Here is a 19586-nt window from a genome sequence, read left to right on the forward strand (position 1 = left end):
GAGTCATTCTCGCTGAATCTTTTGTATTAAACAAAGAACGGGGGAACCGATATAGTGGTCTGCTGCTAGGCAGAAGATTTAAAATTAAGAGAGTTGTCTCTCTTCATGGACCACTGTATTTGATTTCAACATTTGAGTCTTGGGGTGAACGTAAAGGACAGCTGCCATGAGCAGCCTGGATCTGACGCGAGGGCGACTCTTACGCCCGAACCCGACAGCTAACCCCGTAAGCGTATTGAAGAGGCAAAACTCGTGCATGATGTTTCCGATATTCTCATTTGGACTTATCGGAGCCACGAAAGAGTTCCTCTTAAACTCTTTTTTGGCTTCTTTGCTTTAGGAGAATAAAAGTTACATTGTCGTCATACTGTTGGTTAACAGGAGGTGACATCATGCTGCGAAGAGTGGCACATGATGCAGAATCGGACGGGAGTTTCTCCGGTTTTGTAGACAAATCGGTATAGTCGCGTCAAATACAATCATGCAATACTCTTGACGGCGGGACTATGAAGGAGGACGGAGGAAGTGGGAAATTTCCAACTAGAGGAGACCCATGAGTCACCATCATCCAGCAAGTCTTACGCGTTGCGATGGAAGCATGAGAATCTGCGTCAGATCACACTAGTCGCAATCTTCTCAATCGCACTGTTAGTCATGATCTCACTCATTGTGTATGGTCAGGGAGGCAAGGAAATTTCAATCGTCGTGGACGGCAAGGCTCAAACCTTGGAAACGCGTGAAGGAATGCTTAGTGAAGTGCTGGATGAGCATTCAATCGCAGTCAGTCCGCATGACGAAGTCTCGATGTCTTTGAGTGATGAGATTGAAGATGGGGATCGAGTAACTATTAACCGGGCTGTAGCGATTAACGTAACGGCAGACGGTGAGACAGAGCAAATTTATACGACACAAGATACAGTTAAGGAAGCACTTGCTGCACATAGCATCGAAGTATCAGAAGATGATAAAGTATATCCCGCTGCTGACACTGCGGTGAAGGCGGATCTTAATATTCGAGTAGTCCGGGTGACCAAGCAAACAGCAACACAGGAAGCTTCCATTCCGTTCAAGGTGATCAAAACGGCTGACCCAAGCTTGTACAAGGGCGATAACCGGGTCATTCAGAGCGGCAAGGAAGGTGTAATCGTTCAGACGATCGAGAAGACCTTCCAGGATGGCGAATTGGTGTCCAAGAAAATGACGGGCAAGAAGGTTGAATCCAACCGTGTTGACAAAGTCATTGCCGTAGGAACGAAGAAGAAGCCTGAACCTGTTCAGGAGACCGTAGTTGCCGCTGCAAGCACGACTGAATCCACAGCTGCAGCTAAATCTTCTAATGCTTCCTCTTCGAAATCATCAGCAAGCCTTGCTGATAAAGTGAAGAAGGTATCTGCTTCCAGTGACAGCGAATCCGTCACGAAGGACGGAGTTACGTTTAAGGCCAAAAAAGTACTAAGCAATGTATCTATGACGGCTTATTCCTCTGAACAAGAGGGTATTGGTACGAAGACGGCTTCCGGCACGCGTGTACAGGAAGGACGTACTATCGCAGTTGACCCTGATGTGATCCCTCTTGGATGGTGGGTATACATTGAAGGCGTAGGATTCCGTCGTGCTGAAGATACAGGCGGCGCAATTAAGGGCAACAAAATTGATGTGTATTATGACAGCTTAGAGCAGGCTATCCATTTTGGCCGTAAAAAAGGTAAAACAGTATACGTTATCGGTCCGGTGAAGCCGGAACTGAATTAAAATATATTTTACAATCACGTCCCTGATGTTATAGTATTAACATCAAGATTAGGTGATGCTATATAAGGTGAACGAAAGTTTAGACAGCAAGTCTATCGTTTGCCCCTTAACATGCAGAAGAGGAGCTTTTCCTCTTCTCTTTTTGTTTAGAAAGGAAGTCATGTGGTCATGATTAAAGAAATCATTGTCGTTGAAGGCAGAGATGATACCGTAGCCATCAAGCGTGCAGTGGATGCAGATACGATTGAAACCGGCGGTTCCGCTATAAACAGCCGAATACTTAAAAAAATCGAGCTTGCCCAGCAAAGAAGGGGTGTTATCGTCTTTACGGACCCCGATCATGCAGGCGAGCGAATTCGCAAGATTATATCAAACAAGATTCCTGGCGTGAAGCATGCGTTCATTAAGGAGCAGGATGCGACCCGCAAAGGCGATATTGGTGTAGAGAATGCATCTCCCGACTCAATACGGGCAGCACTGTCCAAGGTGCATACAACCTATGATGGTGCAGAGCCGCTTATAGACTGGCAAGATCTGATCGAAGCTGGACTTATCGTCCATAAGGACGCTGCGAATCGGCGTATGATGCTGGGCAACATTCTGGGTATAGGATATTGTAATGGCAAGCAGCTGCATAAGCGGCTGACGATGTTCCAGATTAGCCGTGAGGAATTTGTACGAGCACTAGAGCAAATAGAACGTGAGGGATCGTGAGAACGTGAAAAATATAGATGAGATTGCAACGCCAAGACGAACGAAAGAGATCATTGCAAGACACGGGTTTTCTTTCAAAAAAAGCCTGGGACAAAATTTTCTGATCGACCAAAATATTCTTCATAAAATTGTGGATGCAGCTGATCTCAATGAACATAAGGGGGCACTTGAGATTGGACCGGGAATCGGTGCACTGACAGAGAAGCTTGCACAGCGTGCAGGGAAGGTGACCGCAGTTGAGATTGACCAACGCTTGATTCCGATCCTTACAGAAGTGCTGGAACCTTACTCTAATATATATGTACATCATGGAGATGTTCTTAAAACAGATCTTCCTGAATTGTTTGCAAAAAATTTCGCAGGTATGGACAAGGTCAGCGTTGTTGCTAATTTGCCTTACTATGTAACGACACCTATATTGATGAGGCTTCTCGAGGAGAAGCTGCCGCTCGACAGCATTGTTGTCATGATTCAGAAGGAAGTTGCAGAACGAATGGCTGCTTCCCCGGGAACGAAGGATTATGGGACGCTCAGCATCGCGGTTCAATATTACAGTGAGCCTGAACTGGTATGCATCGTACCCCACACGGTATTTATTCCGCAGCCTAATGTTGAATCCGCAGTCATCAAGTTAAAGGTAAGAGAGAAGCCTCCCGTTGAAGTGAAGGATGAGAAGTTTTTCTTTGAAGTTATCCATGCTTCATTTGCACAGAGACGGAAGACAATTGCTAATAATCTAAAGAGTCGTTTCTTTACAAAAGAAAACAGAGACCAGCTGGAGCCCATGCTGGAGGCGGCTGGGATTGAACCTACGAGACGAGGGGAGACACTCAGTATTGAGGAGTATGCTCGTTTAAGCGATGTCTTGCTGGAAGCCGGAATAAGGCTCTAACAAGCTTATCACTCGTGTTTCCGGAAATTAAGAAAAAGAGATGAACCAAAGCCCTGCCTCGCCCATAACATAGGGTTAGAGGTGATAACGTTGATGAATATAGGAGACTTGGTCGTTCGGAAATCGTATGGGGGAGATATCACGTTCCGAGTGGAGGGCCTCAAGGAGAATAAAGCATACATTAAAGGGACCGAATTCAGGCTCTTTGCGGATTCTCCTCTGAATGATCTGATCAGAGTGCCATATGAGCCAGAGACGAACAAAACCAGGCTGGCACATATTAAAGCAAATGAATCTTACTCGCTATTGCAGAAGCATCGTCTGGAGCAAGCACAGCGTAACCAGGCGGGGTTGGTTGATGAGTGGAACAAGAACACACAGACAGAGTCTCCTTCTTTTTTTGAAATGCCTGGCAAGGTGCTCCATTTGGATGGAGACCCCAATTATCTTAAGAAAAGTATGGCATTGTATGACAGACTACGTGTACCTGCCGAAGGACATTATGTACATGAAGCTTCAATGGCGGATACGTTATATCGGCTCTTGCCACGCTCACGCCCTGATATTGTTGTCATTACAGGCCATGATGGGGTATTAAAGGGCAGACAGCCCTATGATCTGTATAACATCAATCATTATAAGAACTCATCCAACTTCATTGCAGCCGTCCAGGTAGCCAGACAATATGAGTGGCATTTGGATGCGCTGACGATCGTTGCAGGTGCATGTCAGTCTCATTTCGAAGCACTGATTCGTGCAGGAGCAAATTTCGCCAGCAGCCCTAGTCGGGTATTAATACATGCGCTTGATCCCGTGTATGTGGCAGCGAAGGCGGCGTTTACATCGGTGAAGGATACCATTAACATAAATGATATCATCCATCACACCATTAGCGGCAGTGAAGGTGTCGGTGGACTTGAGTCCAGAGGGAGCTATCGGATTGGATTACCGCCCCTTCAGGATCTGTCCACCCTTAAGGTCTCGCCAGCGGCTATCTAAAGCTTACTGAAGAAGTATATATAGCATATAGACTCCTTAATTTGAAGGGGTCTTTTTTTTGCTTCGTTTAACAAGGGTTAATCGTGTTAAAAATCAGTGAGCTAGAATCAAATGGGATTGGAAAAGCGTTGTGCTATGTTAAAGCGATAATTTTGCTAAAATATTCGTTGACAACTCAATTTTGATGCTGATATAATTGATCATTTGACAAACTCTGAAAGTCCTTGTATAATGGACAAGGAAAGAGGTGGTCGTTAGCCATGGCTAAAAATTCGCTATTGGATATCAAACGCAGTCTCGACGCTCATGTTGGCCAGAAGATTCTACTTCGTGCAAACGGTGGACGCCGCAAGACAATTGAGCGTACTGGTGTATTGGAAGAAACGTACCCTTCTGTTTTTATTGTGAAGCTAGATCAAGAACAGCAAACGTTTAAACGGGTGTCTTACAGTTACGCCGATATATTGACTGAAACAGTACAGGTTTCAGTATATGATCCTGAGCAAGTGATCAGCGAAATATCGTACAACGAAGTGTAAGCTTGATTTCTCTAGGCGGCTCTCGTCCATACAAGGACGGGGCCGTTTTTTTTATTGCGCAAGTGAGAGGATTAGCTTCCAGCTCCGTCTTATTAAGTGTGAGAGAGCTGGTGCGTGCTTAAGGAGGGCGTATAAGCATAGGCTTAACAAACGTTTATCCACTGCGAATATTGTTAACCCGCATGAGGCATAATAACGATCGAAACATGAAATTATGAGTCCCCTAATAAGGAGGAAGCCTTATGAGCCGCAGAAGACGCAGTGTAATGTCAGAAGAGCTCAAGTATGAGCTGGCCAAGGACCTGGGCTTTTATGATACCGTTCAACAAGAAGGATGGGGCGGGATAAAAGCCAAGGATGCAGGCAATATGGTGAAGAGGGCTATACAGCTTGCAGAGCAGGCAGCACGCAAAGGTCAAGAATAACGAAGAAGGGCCCCCTGAATACAACAGGGGGCTTTTATATATTTTAAAAGAATGAAGCAATTGTGCAGGTAAAAATATGACTTGACAGCCCGCTTTTGATATAATATGTTAAGTTGTCTTGAGGGAATAGCTGAGGGTGGGTGAGTCGCCTTGAAAATTTATGAAAAAGCTCCTGCGAAAATTAATTTGATGTTGGATGTATTACATAAAAGAAGCGATGGTTATCATGAAGTAGAAATGATTATGACCATGGTTGATCTTGCTGATCGGATTGAAATGTCAGAAATCAAGCGGGATACAATCATGATATCAAGTCAGGCGGGATATATCCCCCTGGATGAGAAGAACTTGGCCTTCCAGGCTGCCAAGCTGGTGAAGGATAGATACGATGTCAAGAAAGGTGTATACATTCACCTGGATAAGAAGATTCCCGTCGCAGCCGGTCTTGCAGGCGGCAGCAGTGACGCTGCGGCAACCCTGAGAGGTTTAAACAAGCTGTGGGGTCTTGGTATATCTGATGAAGAGCTGAGGCTCCTGGGTGCGGAGCTCGGCTCGGATGTACCTTTTTGTATAACAGGAGGAACAGCACTAGCTACAGGAAGAGGAGAGAAGCTTCATCAGCTTCCGAATCCACCGCAATGCTGGGTAGTGCTGGCGAAGCCGCCGATTAACGTATCTACAGCAGAGGTATATGGTCGTGTACGCAGCGATCAGATTGAGAGACATCCATCCGCCAAAAGAATGGAAGATGCGATTCGCAATCAGTCTTTTGCAGGGGTTTGTAAGGAACTGGGTAATGTATTAGAGGATGTGACCTTGCAGCTGCATCCAGAAGTAGGCCAATTGAAGGAAGCCATGATTAAGCTCGGAGCTGACGGAGTTCTCATGTCTGGAAGTGGACCTACCGTCTTCGGTCTTGTATCGAAAGAATCGAAGGTGCCGAGGATTTATAATGGCCTGCGAGGATTTTGCAAAGAAGTGTATGCAGTAAGATTACTGACATAAACTTTGTTTTTTCTATTTATAGTATAAAAACAAATTGATTGTTGTACAAATACGTACAAAAATGATATATTGAATTGTAAACATTCGGATTTGGAGATAGATCGTGAGGAATCGACGTGAAGAAATTAAAACGAAGCGCTCGTTTAGTAGAAATGACACAATATTTGCTTTCGAGACCACATACACTGATTCCCTTAACGACTTTTGCAGAGCGTTATGGTGCGGCGAAATCTTCGATCAGCGAAGACCTTGCCATTATCAAAGAAGTATTTGAGGATGAAGGAATGGGGGACCTGCAGACACTCGCTGGCGCAGCGGGCGGGGTAAAGTTTATGCCCAAGATGTCCTACGAACGTTCTTTATCCTTCATACAGAATATATGTGAATTACTCGAACAGCCGGATCGGATTCTACCTGGCGGATATTTGTACATGTCTGATCTGCTTGGTCAGCCCGCTACCACGAACGAGATCGGCAAGATTATGGCTACGGCATTTGCAGGACGAAACATTGATGTCGTGATGACTGTAGAGACCAAGGGAATTCCGCTTGCTTATGCGGTAGGCTCACAGCTCAATCTTCCTGTAGTCCTAGTTAGACGAGATCATCAAGTGACAGAAGGCTCAGCTGTTAGTATCAATTACGTATCCGGCTCTCATAAGAGTCTGCACACGATGTCCCTGTCTAGAAGGGCACTCCCAGAGAAGTCTCGCGTACTTATCGTCGATGATTTTATGAAGGCGGGAGGAACAGTGCAAGGTATGATCGACTTACTGGGCGAGTTCAATGCGGAAGTAGCAGGAGTCGGCGTGCTTGTTGAGTCGGGCGAGGTCGATTCTGAAGAACGTCTTCTTCATGATTATGTTTCACTGGCAACCCTGACGGCTGTGGATCCCAAAACGAAACAAATCACGGTAGTACCGGGTAATTATTTCAATCGAAGCGAGTGACATAAACTTCCCCGATGCAGAAGGATTTCTATCGATCTTTCGCAAGTTTTGTCGAATAGCCCTTGAATCGCACCAAAACTCAAAAAATTCCTTAAATTAGGATATTTTTATGGAAATAAAAAGAAGGAGTTTCTGCATGCTGTGTGGAATTATACACCAAGTTCCGATGGAAAAAGGTGGTGAACACACATGCAGATTACAGATGTCAGACTCCGCCGTGTCAACTCTGAGGGGAGAATGAAGGCTATAGCTTCGATTACGATCGATAATGAGTTCGTCGTTCATGACATTCGCGTTATTGATGGTAACAACGGAATGTTTGTTGCTATGCCAAGCAAACGGACTCCCGATGGAGAATTCCGTGACATCGCCCATCCGATTTCTTCCGGTACACGCGAGAAGATTCAAGCGGCTGTTTTAGCTGAATACGAACGTGCTGCGACGGAGGAAGAGGTTATCGAAGAAGGCGCTTAAGAACATTATTGGGGTTCGAAAGAAAAGAGGGTCATTTTATGGCTCTCTTTTCTTTTTTTCAAGAATGAAGTATATTCATTAATGAGCAATATTGGAGCACCAATCAATTATCTCCCATAATTTGGATTATGGGTTGCTTGCTTGTGCCCAATTTGATGTTGACTAGACCGTTATTCCTTTCAAAGTGAACGAAAAATGGGATCCTTATCGTTCTGTAACAGCAGAATGGATAACATTACAATTTCAGCGCAGGAGGTCGGGATGTTGAAGAAAATGGCTATTGTACTTGCCGCCGGGCAGGGCAAACGAATGAAGTCCAAATTATATAAGGTGTTGCATCCTGTATGCGGCAAACCGATGGTCGGCCACGTTCTAGATACCGTAAAACGTGCAGGCGTGACTCGTAACGTTGTCGTGGTAGGACATGGAGCAGAGGCTGTACAATCCTACTTGGGAGCTTCCGCAGAATACGTATTACAAGAGCAGCAGCTTGGCACGGGACATGCCGTTAAACAGGCTAAGGATTTGCTAGGTTCTGAGAAAGGAACCACGATTGTCATTTGCGGCGACACCCCGCTCGTTACAAGTGAAACGCTTGAAGGCTTGATGCAGCTGCATGAAAGCCGCGGTGCTGCAGCTACTGTTCTGACCGCTCATATGGACAACCCAGCGGGTTATGGCCGTGTGATTCGGGGCGAAGATGGCTCTGTAACGAAGATCGTTGAACAGAAGGATTGCAATGAAACAGAAAATGCAGTTCAAGAAATAAATACAGGCACTTATTGCTTTGACAATGCAAAATTGTTTGAAGCTCTGGATAAAGTAACGAACAACAATGCACAGCAAGAATATTACCTCACTGACGTTGTCGGTATTTTTCGTGAAGCAGGCGAAACAGTTGAGGCCTTCATGACTTATGATGCAGCAGAATCGATTGGTGTGAACGATCGTGTAGCTCTATCGGAAGCCGAAGGATTTATGCGCGAACGTCTTACTCGCAAGCATATGCTGAACGGGGTAACGATTATTGATCCTTCTTCCACCTATATTGGTGCGGATGTAGAGATTGGCGCAGACACTGTCTTGTACCCTGGAACGATTCTGAAGGGCAGCACCAAGATTGGAGAGCAATCGGTCATTGGTCCGAATACAGATATTGAGAACAGTGTTATTGGCGATAACGTTACCGTTAAACAATCCGTATTAGTCGATGCCGAAGTGGGTAATGAAACAACCGTAGGGCCATTTGCATATTTGCGTCCAGGAACCAAGCTTGGAGAACAAGTGAAGGTTGGCGATTTTGTCGAGATCAAAAATGCGACCATTGACAATGGCTCGAAGGTCTCTCACCTCAGCTATGTAGGCGATGCAAATGTCGGTAAGAATGTGAATATCGGCTGCGGCGCGATAACTGTGAACTACGATGGATATAATAAAGCTGTCACAGAAATTGAAGATGATGCCTTCATCGGCAGTAACGTGAATTTGATTGCCCCTGTCAAAGTAGGTAAGGGCGCCTATGTTGTTGCAGGTTCGACCATTACGCATGCTGTTCCGGAGAATGACCTTGCTATTGCAAGAACCCGTCAAGAGAATAAACCTGGCTATGCAGAAAAGATTCGCGGACGTGCGAAAGCCAAGAAGAATAACGTTAAATCCTAATTTTTGCTGCATTTCGCGATAAAGCAGCGCCGACGTTTAGACACAGCAGATCTAAAAATAGATTCCAATGAACCAGCACGGAGGTTTTTTATTTTATGACTTATTTTGATTCCAAATTAAAAATATTTACTTGTAACTCGAACCCGAAGCTCGCACACCAAATTGCTGATTACATTGGTATTCCTATGGGTGAGTCCCGTACCACTAGCTTTAGCGACGGTGAAATTCAAGTGAAGCTGTCTGAAAGTGTACGTGGCAGTCATGTTTACATTGTTCAGTCGACTTGTGCCCCTGTAAACGACAACTTGATGGAAATGCTGGTTATGATTGATGCCTTGAAGCGTGCATCCGCCAAAACGATCAATGTTGTCATTCCTTATTATGGATATGCAAGACAAGATCGGAAGGCACGCTCAAGAGATCCGATTACAGCTAAACTTGTAGCTAACCTGATTGAAAAAGCTGGAGCGACACGGGTCATCGGGATGGACCTGCACGCCATGCAGATTCAGGGCTTCTTCGATATTCCGGTAGACCACATGCTGGCGGTTCCGATCTTGGCACAGTATTTCCGTTCCAAGCAAATTGAGAATCCTGTTGTCGTGTCTCCTGACCATGGCGGCGTTGTACGCGCACGTAAATTGGCTGACTTCCTGAACGCTCCGCTTGCGATCATCGACAAGCGCAGACCGGAGCCTAACGTGAGTGAAGTTATGAATATTATCGGTAATATTGAAGGCAAGACTGCGATCTTGATCGATGACATTATCGATACTGCGGGTACTATTGTGCTGGGTGCCAACGCACTTATGGAAGGCGGAGCCAAAGAAGTGTACGCTTGCTGTACGCATCCTGTATTGTCAGGCCCTGCTATGGAGCGTCTGGAGAATTCACCGCTGAAGGAAGTTGTTGTAACGGATACGATTCCAATTACACATCCGAATCCAACGAAGAAACTGAATGTCTTATCCGTCGCTCCATTGCTTGGCGAAGCCATTATTCGGGTTCACGAGGAATTGTCGATTAGTAAATTGTTTGAAATCGAATAAAGATCTGCATGAAACAAGAAAAAGGGGTTACGTTGTCGTCTAGGACGACAATGTAACCCCTGTCGGCGTATCCCGGTTATTTAATATCCGGGCCTTGAAATGAACTGATGATGAGATCGGTTAAACAGAGCACCGTTAATTTCAACAAAGTACTCATCATAAATAGTAATGCATCCGATCTCGACATGGTTGCCGTGGTCATACACTTGCACCGGTATGGCCTGTTCCAAATGGTGCTGAAATTGGGACGGCTGCGTTAAACGTTCAATATCATGGCGCATGACCGGTTCATCCTTTCTTGCTGTTATGCTGATCGAATCTGAACAATTGTTTTTATTGTAAAGTGAAACTGCGTGTAAGTCCAATTGGTAGTTCAAGATTTGTGCGCTGGCAAGGAAGCAATATGAAATATGAAGGAGGCAGCCTCTCATATGAAATGGATAGTGGGACTTGGCAATCCCGGTTCCGAATATGCCAAGACAAGGCATAACATAGGATTCATGGCACTCGACGCTTTGGCAGATCGCCATGGCATCACTATTAATCAGAGCAAGTGCAAGGCTCTCATCGGAGAAGGAATGATACAAGGGGAGAAGGCTGTGCTGATTAAGCCAATGACGTATATGAATCTCTCCGGCGAATCGATCAGAGCATATATGGATTATTATAAGGTTGCCCTTGAAGATCTCATTGTAGTCTATGATGATATGGACACTGAAGTGGGCAAGATCCGGCTCAGATACCAAGGCAGTGCCGGCGGCCATAATGGAATCAAATCCATTATTCAGCATACAGGGACACAGCAGTTCAATCGTGTTCGTATGGGTATTTCGAGACCGGAGCCAGGCTACGCAATTGTAGATTATGTTCTGTCTAAGTTTGCGAAGAAGGAGCAGGAGGCCGTCCAATCTATGATTGAAGCAACCTGTGACGCCCTCGAGTATGCTATGAAGGATACTTTTGAACGGACGATGGCGAAATTTAATGGTTGAGGCTGAATCAACTGAATAATACATTGCAGTTCAATTGAATCAGCCGGGCTGAATCAATTGAATATAGATTGTAACTCAATTGAATCAGCCGGGCTGAATCAATCGAATATACATTGAAATTCAATTGAATCAGCCGAGCTGAATCAACTGAATTACAGAAGGATTTTCAATGGATTATATAAACTCGTGATTTCTGGAAAGAATAGAAGATATCATTTCTTTTCAGGAGGGTATTGAGTATGCCAATTCATTATGTCTGCAGGCATTGTGGAACTTCAATCGGACAGATTGATTCATCCGAAGTAACAGAAGCAAGACTGGGTCTTCATTTCTTGACCCCTGCAGAACGAAGGGATATAATAGCCTATAATTCAAAAGGCGAAATGCTGGTAAACATTACGTGTGACTACTGTAATGAGGCTATACTGGTTAACCCAGAGCTTAGTCTGTTAACAAGCCCGCTGCAATAGCGGTTAATTGGGAATCAAAAAGCATAGAACAGTGCTTTAAGGATGGGAATTATGCATCCAGCCTTGCGGCCTTGGCAGCGTTTGCTGAGGCTTTTTTTTCAGTTATCTGGCTGCGGCCTCTCCACTTTTGCTGGTAAGGTTAGTCAAAAAAGATTATGATAAAATCAGATTCATTATCCATATGTTTACAGTTGTATAACCGTTACAGGTTATATTAATAGTAAAGTAAGTTATAAGAGAGGTGCCCCTTTTGCTACAAGCACTTATTGAAGCTTTTACTAAAGATTCCGATTTTGAATCGATAACTTCCGGTATTCGGTCAGGAATGAAGGAGCAGCTCATCTCCGGATTATCGGGTTCAGCTCGCCAGGTAATGATGGCAGCTATGCATAAACAGTTGGATCGACCGATGCTCGTGGTAACACATAATATGTTTGCGGCACAGAAAGTGGCAGAAGACTTGCAGGAAGCGCTTTCCGCTGACCAAGTGTTGCTCTACCCGGCCAATGAATTAATTGCTGCAGAAGCAGCGATTTCCAGTCCTGAAACACTTGCTCAGCGCATTGAGGTTTTACTGAAGTGTGCAGCCGGTTTTCGGGGCATTGTTGTGATTCCGCTCTCTGGTGCTAGACGCTACCTGCCTGCTCCGCAGGTGATAGCTAATGCAGAGATCACCCTTAAGCAGAGTGGGACGATTGAGCTGGAGCATTTTCTCAAGCGTATGGTTGAGCTCGGATATGAACGCGTTGAGCGTGTTGAATCACAAGGTGAGATGAGTGTACGTGGAGGAATTATCGATTTCTTCCCACTCACTGCTGAGCTGGCTTATCGTATTGAGCTGTTTGATGATGAAATTGACTCCATACGGACATTTGATCCCGCAGATCAGCGGTCAATTGACCGAGTAGAGCAAGTGGTTATAACACCGTGTAAGGAACTGATTGCAAGTCAGGAGAGAATGGAACAGGCTGCAGATCGAACTGCCATTCTGCTTGAAGAGCAACTCGACAAAACAACGGATCGTCAAGCGAAGCTGCGTCTGCGCGAGGAGATCCATCGTGAAATCGAGCTGCTGCGCGAGCATGTCTATTTTCCGGAGATATATAAATATGTAACAGAGCTGTACCCTGAGAAGCAAACCATTTATAACTACATGCCTGAGGATACCATTTTAATCATGGATGAGCCGGCACGACTTCTGGAGACGGGCAAGCAGCTCGAACGAGACGAATCCGAATGGAGTGTTCATCTGCTGCAAAATGGCAAAACGCTGCCGCAGCTTACGCTCTCGCTTGACCATGATGAGGTGCTGTACCATCGGCCGTTCCAGACTTTATTTGTATCAATTTTCCTGCGTCAGGTACCACACACACAGCCACAGAACATTCTGAATATGGTCAGCCGCAGTATGCAGGATTTCCATGGTCAAATGAATGTGCTCAAGGCGGAGATGGAGCGCTGGAAAAAAGCTGGAGTCAACGTAGTTATGATGGCTAGCGGAGAGGAACGGCTTGATCGGATGCGCAAAGTGCTGCAGGACTATGACATCCATGAGCCAAACATGGTCATTGGCAATCTGCAGAGCGGATTTGAAATGCCTTCTATCCAGCTGGCTGTCATCACAGAGGGAGAGATGTTCTCTCAGAAACAGCGTAAAGTACGGAAGCCGATGCGTAATGTGGACAATGCAGAACGGATCAAGAGCTATAGTGAGCTCAAGGTTGGAGATTACGTAGTACATCAAAATCATGGAATCGGTAAGTATATGGGTATCGGCACACTTGAAGTAGGCGGTATCCATAAAGATTACATGCATATTTTGTATGCAGGCGGCGACAAGCTGTCTGTTCCGATTGAGCAGATTGATCTCATTCAGAAATATGTCGGTTCCGAAGAGAAGGAGCCGAAGATCTATAAGCTGGGCGGGAATGAGTGGACTCGTGTCAAAAATAAAGTCCGCAGCTCAGTCCAGGATATAGCAGATGACCTGATTAAGCTCTACGCGGAGCGGCAATCCTCTCCGGGGTATGCGTTCGATAAGGATACGGCTGAGCAGCAGGAATTCGAGGACATGTTCCCGTATGACGAAACGAGAGACCAGGTCCGAGCTATTGAGGAAATCAAGAAGGATATGGAGCAAAGTCGTCCGATGGACAGACTGCTGTGTGGAGATGTAGGTTACGGTAAGACAGAGGTCGCTATTCGTGCTGCATTCAAGGCGGCTATTGAAGGCAAACAGGTTGCCGTGCTTGTGCCGACGACGATTCTGGCACAGCAGCATTATGAGACGTTCCGCGAGCGTTTCTCCGGGTATCCGTTTAATATCAGCGTTCTTAGCCGGTTCCGTACACGTAAAGAACAGAACGAGACCGCTAAAGGGATTAAGCAAGGAACTATTGACATCGTTATTGGTACACATCGACTGCTCTCTCAGGATCTTGTGTTTAAGGACCTCGGGTTGTTAATCGTGGATGAGGAGCAGCGATTCGGTGTAACGCATAAAGAGAAGCTGAAGAAGCTGAAGACAAATGTCGATGTGCTTACACTGACAGCGACTCCGATTCCGAGAACACTGCATATGTCGATGCTGGGTGTAAGGGATTTGTCGGTTATTGAAACACCGCCAGAGAATAGGTTCCCCGTACAAACCTATGTTGTAGAGCATAGTCAAACGCTGGTTCGTGAAGCGATTGAGCGGGAGCTGGCACGAGGCGGTCAAGTGTACTATTTGTACAATCGGGTACAAGGTATACAGGAGATGGCAGCAGAGATTTCCGCACTTGTCCCTGAGGCAAGAGTGGGGGTTGGTCACGGACAAATGACCGAATCTGAACTGGAAAAAACAATTCTCGATTTTCTTGATGGCGAATTTGATGTGCTTGTCAGCACGAGTATCATCGAGACCGGGGTTGATATTCCAAACGTAAATACCCTGATCGTACATGATGCAGATAAAATGGGCTTGTCCCAGCTGTATCAGCTGCGCGGCCGGGTAGGGCGCTCGAACCGAATTGCATATGCCTATTTTACGTACCAAAGAGACAAGGTGCTTACCGAAGTAGCAGAGAAAAGGCTGCAATCTATTAAGGAATTCACAGAGCTTGGCTCTGGATTCAAAATTGCGATGCGCGACTTGTCTATCCGCGGGGCCGGGAATTTGCTTGGTGCGGAGCAGCATGGCTTCATCGCCTCTGTCGGGTTCGATCTGTACTCTCAGATGTTGTCAGAAGAGATTAATAGACGTAAAGTAACGATGCTCGGCGAAGAAGCACCGCAGGAGCAGAGCTGGAGCACGTCGATCGATATCAGCATTGATGCTTATCTGCCGTCTGATTATATCTATGACAGTATTCAAAAGATCGAGATTTATAAAAAGGTCGCGGTTCTGGCTGCATTTGATGATGCAATGGAGCTTGAGGATGAGCTGGTTGATCGGTTTGGCGATCTGCCGGAAGCCGTCACGAATCTGCTGTCCGTTGCCAGACTCAAAATGTATGGCAAGAAGTATGGCATCGAGACGATTGTACAGCGCGGTGATCAAATCTCTGTGAAGTTCTATGAAGGACGCGAAAAAGCGGTGGATGGTGCAAAGCTAGCACGGATTGGCAATCAATTCGAAAGACGTGTACAATTTGAACAAGGACAAAGCATGATCGTACATGTTAAAGGCAAGGGTCTGAGTGATCAAGAATTGCTCCAAACATTAGAGAAGTTTCTTGCAGCCTTGAAGGATGCATTCAAATCAAAGGGGGAACTACAGGATGTTGCAAAATAACAGAAAAACCTGGAAGACGATCGCGGTGACGGCTGTCGGCGCTCTATCGATATCTCTTCTGGCTGCATGCGGAAGCAATGATACTGGAGGAGGCAGCACCAGTTTCAATAATTCAATTGAAGGCGACACGAGCAGTGTGGTTGTTAAATATAAAGGCGGCGAAATCACGGAGAAAGAATTCAATTCAGAGCTCAAGATTATGGAGTTTATGAATCCAACGATTGCGGCCTACCTGCAAATGGATGAGATGCGCGAGATGTTTGTGAAGCAGCAGGTAGCATATGAATATTTGAGTAAAGACGTATCTCAAGAAGCTGGGGAAAAAGGCGTTGAAGAGGCAGAAGCCCAGATCACTCAAATGAAAACTCAGGTTGGCGGAGATGAAGCCTGGAATCAAATGCTTAAGGATTACGAAGTAACAGAGGACGAGCTTAAGAATTATATGACGCGTGTCTTGAGCTTAATTGAGTACAAATCACAGGATGTAACCGACGAGCAGGTCAAGACAGAATACGAAGCCAATAAAGATCAATTTATTACAGCAAGTGTTCGTCATGTGCTGATCAGCAATACGGATCCTGAGTCAGGTGAAGCACGCCCAGAAGGGGAAGCTCTTAAGCTTGCGAAGGAAGTAAAAGCCAAGCTGGATAAAGGTGAGGATTTTGCTACTATCGCCAAGGAATACTCCGAAGATCCGGGATCTGCGGAAAATGGCGGGCTGTATGAGGACACACCAGTTACGAATTGGGTAGAGGCTTTCAAGGAAGCAGCAAAAACTCAAGAGCAAGGTGTCATTGGAGAGCCGGTCGAGACCGATTATGGCTACCATATTATTAAGGTTGAGAAACGTACAGAGCCAACACTTGAAGAATTGACAGAAGCGCAAACGAAGCTGCTCAAAAGCTCTGTCGTCAACACAGAAATTCAGGAATTTATGACGAATGAAGTGGATGGAGTCATTGAAGGCGAGATTACACTACCTGCGAATCCGGCTGCTGAAGAAGGTACAGAGGGGACGGAAGGAACAGAAGGTACTGATGGGACTGAGGGCACTGATGCTGGATCTGAAGGTTCTGAAGAAGGATCGACAGGCGATGAAGGTGCAGCAGATTCAGGAGCAGAAGGCGAGAGTACAGAATCGAATACAGATGGAAAATAAGAACAAGATAGAGGCGCGGGAAACTGCGTCTTTTCTTTTTTATTTCAACGGATCTTGCACTTAGGAACTTATTGTATATTTCATGTATAAGGAACTGGGAACAGAAGAATACTATGGTCTAGATAGATTGAACTAAAGTTCTGCATCGTCATTATTTTGATCAGAGGTGGATCTGGTGGCCGGACTGACCCTAAAGTTATTGCTAGGGGTCCCTTCACAAAAGGCTGGTCTGTTACCCGTGATGAACATATTTTTCTTTAGTTCTCTCTATATAGAAATCACACTTAACTACCCTGGACCCTCCTCATAAAAAGGAACAGTAGTTGAAAAATCTTCTCGAGAAAGTGGGGCAACATGTAAATGAAAGCTACTGGTATCGTCCGCCGTATTGATGATCTTGGTCGTGTGGTTATTCCGAAAGAGATTCGCCGTACTTTGCGAATTCGCGAGGGAGACCCGCTCGAGATTTTTGTTGACCGTGACGGCGAGGTCATTCTGAAGAAATACTCTCCAATTGGAGAACTGGGGGATTTTGCGAAGGAGTATGCAGAATCACTGTATGAAAGCACTGGCCATGTAACGTTAATCTCAGACCGGGATACGATTATTACGGTGGCAGGCGGATCCAAGAAGGAATATTTGGATAAGCAGATTGGTCATATGTTAGAAACGTCAATGGATAACCGCAAGACATTGCTTGAGAACAGTAACGGATCTTATGAATTAGCTAAAGATCATATCGAACCTTTGTCTTCCTATGTAGTGGCACCGATCATATCGGGAGGAGATCCGATTGGTGCAGTCATTATGTACAACAAGGACGAATCCACTAAAATGTCTCAGCTAGAGACCAAAATGGCTGAAACTGCTGCCGCATTCCTTGGAAAACAAATGGAGCAGTAGTGTGTTAGCAAAACTCCCGCCTTCCTATAGGCAGGAGTTTTTTGCATTTTTTGAAGCTTGTTTTGGGATTTATGCGAAATGCTCGTATAATAAGGTTCATATACTTCACCTTCATTCTATAGAACAAAGCAGGTATACATATATGAACTCATCGGATTCAAGCAAAAAGCTGCTTCAAGGGGCTTTTGTTCTGAGCAGCGCTGCCATCTTGTCCAAACTGATTGGAACACTGCAGAAGATCCCGCTGCAAAATATCGCAGGGGACAGCGTATTTGGTATATACAACACAGTCTATCCCTTTTATATCATGCTCGTTACACTGGCGACCGCAGGCTTCCCTATTGCTGTATCCAAGCTTGTGGCAGAGGCAGAAGCAAGAGGAGACGAAGAGGAAGGCCGAAGAGTACTGAAGGCGACCACCATACTGCTTGCCATCATAGGCGGATGTCTCTGTGTGCTTACATATTGGAGTGCACCGCTTATTGGAGGCCTGATCGATAACAGCGAGGTGATTGCATCCGTACGGGCAGCTTCTCTCTCCCTATTATTCGTGCCCGTGATGGCAGGTCTGAGAGGCTACTTTCAAGGGCTTCAGAACATGGTGCCGACCGCCGTGTCCCAGGTTACGGAGCAGACGATACGTGTGACCGTCATGTTGATTCTATTATTTGTGCTCATGGGTTATGGCGTCGGTGCAGAGGGTATTGCCGCTGGTGCTATGCTGGGATCAGCAGCAGGAGGCGCGGCAGGTCTTGTCGTCATGTGGATATTCTGGCTGATACGATCTCGCTCAAATGGATTTCGAAAAAGTCAGAAAAGTGCTCGTATAGGGGCGCAGCCTTTGGACCGGGAGAGGAAATCCACGGGCGCGCTGCTCCGTACCGTACTGAGGTATGCGATCCCAATTGCTCTTGGCTCAGTCGCCGTGCCTCTAATTAATATGGTAGATACCTTTACCGTCCCTCGTCTGTTAAAGCAAGAAGGGCTGAACGATCTGGAAGCGATGCAGACGTTCGGCATTTATAATCGGGGATTGCCGCTTGTCCAGCTTGTCACTATGCTGGCTACATCGTTATCAGTATTATTCGTTCCCGCTCTGGCAGAAGCCAAGATCAGACAGGATCAAGCCGGAATCCAAAGACACAGCAGCCTGGCTTTGAAGTGGTTTTGGCTGATTGGCCTTGCTGCTAGCGTGGGCATCATGGTGCTGGCAGAGCCTATTAACCGTATGCTGTATATGAATGCAGAAGGAACAATGACGCTTCGTATACTCGCGTTATCTGCTGCAGGGAGCACCGTTAGCGTCATCGCCGCAGCCTTATTGCAGGGACTCGGCAGCGCCAAAGCGCCTGCGCTCATCATGCTGGCGGCAGCAGCGATCAAGACGCTGCTGAACCTTATACTCGTGCCGCCGCTCGGAATCAGCGGAGCGGCAATCTCGTCCGCGGCAGCCTTTGCAGCGGCTGCCGCCATGAACGCGCTGCTGCTGGCAAGATTCTTGCAGCTGCGCGTGACCTTGAGCGCCGCGTTATACAAGCCGGCGCTGGTTACCGCCGCTATGGCAGCCTTCGCGGCGGTTGTATCCGCAGGCGCTGCTGTGCTGTGCACAAGCGCCGCCGGGTTTAGCGCGGATGGAAGGATCACCGCGCTAGTCCAGAGCCTGCTTGGCGTCTCTGCAGGCGTCCTTGTCTTCGTGCTGGGAGCCATCCGCACGAAGCTGATTACGGCAGCAGAGATTGCCGTGCTGCCGAAGGGAGCGAAGCTCACTCAGCTGCTTCAGAAGATGAAGCTGTTGTGAGCAAGACAAGCAAAGGTGATCCAAATCC

General features: G+C 46.2%; 18 protein-coding genes and 1 riboswitch. Of the genes, 17 read left to right on the forward strand and 1 reads right to left on the reverse strand.

The genetic code is table 11. The features are described from left to right. Positions 1-248: riboswitch (cyclic di-AMP (ydaO/yuaA leader) on the forward strand. Positions 249-525: 277 nt separating this feature from the next. From BM415_RS22450 to BM415_RS22500, 11 genes are all read left to right on the forward strand, one after another. Further along, positions 526-1752: a 3D domain-containing protein gene (locus BM415_RS22450; RefSeq protein WP_091161468.1), complete on the forward strand. Its 1227-nt coding sequence runs from the start codon at positions 526-528 to the stop codon at positions 1750-1752. 168 nt (positions 1753-1920) lie between these two features. Then, a complete protein-coding gene (gene rnmV / locus BM415_RS22455; RefSeq protein WP_091161469.1) occupies positions 1921-2466 on the forward strand; it encodes a ribonuclease M5 in 546 nt (181 codons plus the stop codon). Between the two features lie 4 nt (positions 2467-2470). Then, positions 2471-3358 carry a 16S rRNA (adenine(1518)-N(6)/adenine(1519)-N(6))-dimethyltransferase RsmA gene (gene rsmA / locus BM415_RS22460; protein ID WP_091161547.1) on the forward strand — a complete coding sequence of 296 codons (888 nt, stop codon included), beginning with the start codon at positions 2471-2473 and terminating at the stop codon, positions 3356-3358. A 93-nt stretch (positions 3359-3451) separates the two neighbouring features. Then, on the forward strand, positions 3452-4357 hold the full coding sequence (yabG, locus tag BM415_RS22465) for a sporulation peptidase YabG (RefSeq protein ID WP_091161471.1): 906 nt from the start codon (positions 3452-3454) through the stop codon (positions 4355-4357). A gap of 260 nt (positions 4358-4617) precedes the next feature. Next, positions 4618-4896: a biofilm formation stimulator Veg gene (locus BM415_RS22470; protein ID WP_091161473.1), complete on the forward strand. Its 279-nt coding sequence runs from the start codon at positions 4618-4620 to the stop codon at positions 4894-4896. A 242-nt stretch (positions 4897-5138) separates the two neighbouring features. Then, complete coding sequence (locus BM415_RS22475) at positions 5139-5321, forward strand: small, acid-soluble spore protein, alpha/beta type (protein ID WP_091161475.1); 183 nt, start codon at positions 5139-5141, stop codon at positions 5319-5321. A gap of 150 nt (positions 5322-5471) precedes the next feature. Then, a complete protein-coding gene (gene ispE / locus BM415_RS22480; protein ID WP_091161476.1) occupies positions 5472-6326 on the forward strand; it encodes a 4-(cytidine 5'-diphospho)-2-C-methyl-D-erythritol kinase in 855 nt (284 codons plus the stop codon). A 116-nt stretch (positions 6327-6442) separates the two neighbouring features. Continuing rightward, complete coding sequence (gene purR, locus BM415_RS22485; RefSeq protein WP_091161478.1) at positions 6443-7276, forward strand: pur operon repressor; 834 nt, start codon at positions 6443-6445, stop codon at positions 7274-7276. Between the two features lie 189 nt (positions 7277-7465). Further along, entirely contained in the window at positions 7466-7750 is a 285-nt protein-coding gene (gene spoVG / locus BM415_RS22490) for a septation regulator SpoVG (RefSeq protein WP_047914164.1), read from the forward strand. A gap of 261 nt (positions 7751-8011) precedes the next feature. After that, positions 8012-9412, forward strand: a complete 1401-nt coding sequence (glmU, locus tag BM415_RS22495; RefSeq protein WP_139237052.1) for a bifunctional UDP-N-acetylglucosamine diphosphorylase/glucosamine-1-phosphate N-acetyltransferase GlmU — start codon at positions 8012-8014, stop codon at positions 9410-9412. Between the two features lie 95 nt (positions 9413-9507). Beyond that, positions 9508-10461 carry a ribose-phosphate diphosphokinase gene (locus BM415_RS22500; protein ID WP_091161480.1) on the forward strand — a complete coding sequence of 318 codons (954 nt, stop codon included), beginning with the start codon at positions 9508-9510 and terminating at the stop codon, positions 10459-10461. Between the two features lie 80 nt (positions 10462-10541). Here BM415_RS22500 and BM415_RS22505 read toward each other — a convergent pair whose 3' ends face one another. Next, entirely contained in the window at positions 10542-10742 is a 201-nt protein-coding gene (locus BM415_RS22505) for a hypothetical protein (protein ID WP_091161481.1), read from the reverse strand. A gap of 150 nt (positions 10743-10892) precedes the next feature. On the opposite strand from BM415_RS22505, the gene pth reads away from it, so the two are divergent. The 6 genes from pth to BM415_RS22535 all read left to right on the forward strand — a co-directional run bounded on the left by pth (position 10893) and on the right by BM415_RS22535 (position 19558). Continuing rightward, on the forward strand, positions 10893-11453 hold the full coding sequence (gene pth / locus BM415_RS22510) for an aminoacyl-tRNA hydrolase (protein ID WP_091161550.1): 561 nt from the start codon (positions 10893-10895) through the stop codon (positions 11451-11453). A 239-nt stretch (positions 11454-11692) separates the two neighbouring features. After that, positions 11693-11923 (forward strand): anti-sigma-F factor Fin family protein, encoded by a 231-nt coding sequence (locus tag BM415_RS22515; protein ID WP_091161483.1) that lies wholly within the window; start codon positions 11693-11695, stop codon positions 11921-11923. Positions 11924-12173: 250 nt separating this feature from the next. Then, positions 12174-15698, forward strand: a complete 3525-nt coding sequence (gene mfd / locus BM415_RS22520; RefSeq protein WP_091161484.1) for a transcription-repair coupling factor — start codon at positions 12174-12176, stop codon at positions 15696-15698. After that, entirely contained in the window at positions 15685-16857 is a 1173-nt protein-coding gene (locus tag BM415_RS22525; RefSeq protein WP_091161486.1) for a peptidylprolyl isomerase, read from the forward strand. The genes mfd and BM415_RS22525 overlap by 14 nt, the downstream gene beginning before the upstream one ends. Before the next feature lie 360 nt (positions 16858-17217). After that, positions 17218-17760 carry a stage V sporulation protein T gene (spoVT, locus tag BM415_RS22530; protein WP_091161488.1) on the forward strand — a complete coding sequence of 181 codons (543 nt, stop codon included), beginning with the start codon at positions 17218-17220 and terminating at the stop codon, positions 17758-17760. Between the two features lie 142 nt (positions 17761-17902). Further along, positions 17903-19558 (forward strand): putative polysaccharide biosynthesis protein, encoded by a 1656-nt coding sequence (locus BM415_RS22535; protein WP_091161490.1) that lies wholly within the window; start codon positions 17903-17905, stop codon positions 19556-19558. The last annotated feature ends 28 nt before the right edge of the window (positions 19559-19586 follow it).

Origin of the sequence: Paenibacillus sp. 453mf, assembly GCF_900116105.1 — a bacterium.
Taxonomy (GTDB): domain Bacteria; phylum Bacillota; class Bacilli; order Paenibacillales; family Paenibacillaceae; genus Paenibacillus; species Paenibacillus provencensis.

Excerpts from the sequence above, each read along its gene's own strand:
- rnmV (WP_091161469.1), top strand. The coding sequence starts at position 1,921 with ATGATTAAAGAAATCATTGTCGTTGAAGGCAGAGATGATACCGTAGCC.
- yabG (WP_091161471.1), top strand. The coding sequence starts at position 3,452 with ATGAATATAGGAGACTTGGTCGTTCGGAAATCGTATGGGGGAGATATC.
- BM415_RS22470 (WP_091161473.1), top strand. The coding sequence starts at position 4,618 with ATGGCTAAAAATTCGCTATTGGATATCAAACGCAGTCTCGACGCTCAT.
- BM415_RS22475 (WP_091161475.1), top strand. The coding sequence starts at position 5,139 with ATGAGCCGCAGAAGACGCAGTGTAATGTCAGAAGAGCTCAAGTATGAG.
- spoVG (WP_047914164.1), top strand. The coding sequence starts at position 7,466 with ATGCAGATTACAGATGTCAGACTCCGCCGTGTCAACTCTGAGGGGAGA.
- glmU (WP_139237052.1), top strand. The coding sequence starts at position 8,012 with ATGTTGAAGAAAATGGCTATTGTACTTGCCGCCGGGCAGGGCAAACGA.
- BM415_RS22500 (WP_091161480.1), top strand. The coding sequence starts at position 9,508 with ATGACTTATTTTGATTCCAAATTAAAAATATTTACTTGTAACTCGAAC.
- BM415_RS22505 (WP_091161481.1), bottom strand. The coding sequence starts at position 10,742 with ATGCGCCATGATATTGAACGTTTAACGCAGCCGTCCCAATTTCAGCAC.
- pth (WP_091161550.1), top strand. The coding sequence starts at position 10,893 with ATGAAATGGATAGTGGGACTTGGCAATCCCGGTTCCGAATATGCCAAG.
- BM415_RS22515 (WP_091161483.1), top strand. The coding sequence starts at position 11,693 with ATGCCAATTCATTATGTCTGCAGGCATTGTGGAACTTCAATCGGACAG.
- BM415_RS22525 (WP_091161486.1), top strand. The coding sequence starts at position 15,685 with ATGTTGCAAAATAACAGAAAAACCTGGAAGACGATCGCGGTGACGGCT.
- spoVT (WP_091161488.1), top strand. The coding sequence starts at position 17,218 with ATGAAAGCTACTGGTATCGTCCGCCGTATTGATGATCTTGGTCGTGTG.
- BM415_RS22535 (WP_091161490.1), top strand. The coding sequence starts at position 17,903 with ATGAACTCATCGGATTCAAGCAAAAAGCTGCTTCAAGGGGCTTTTGTT.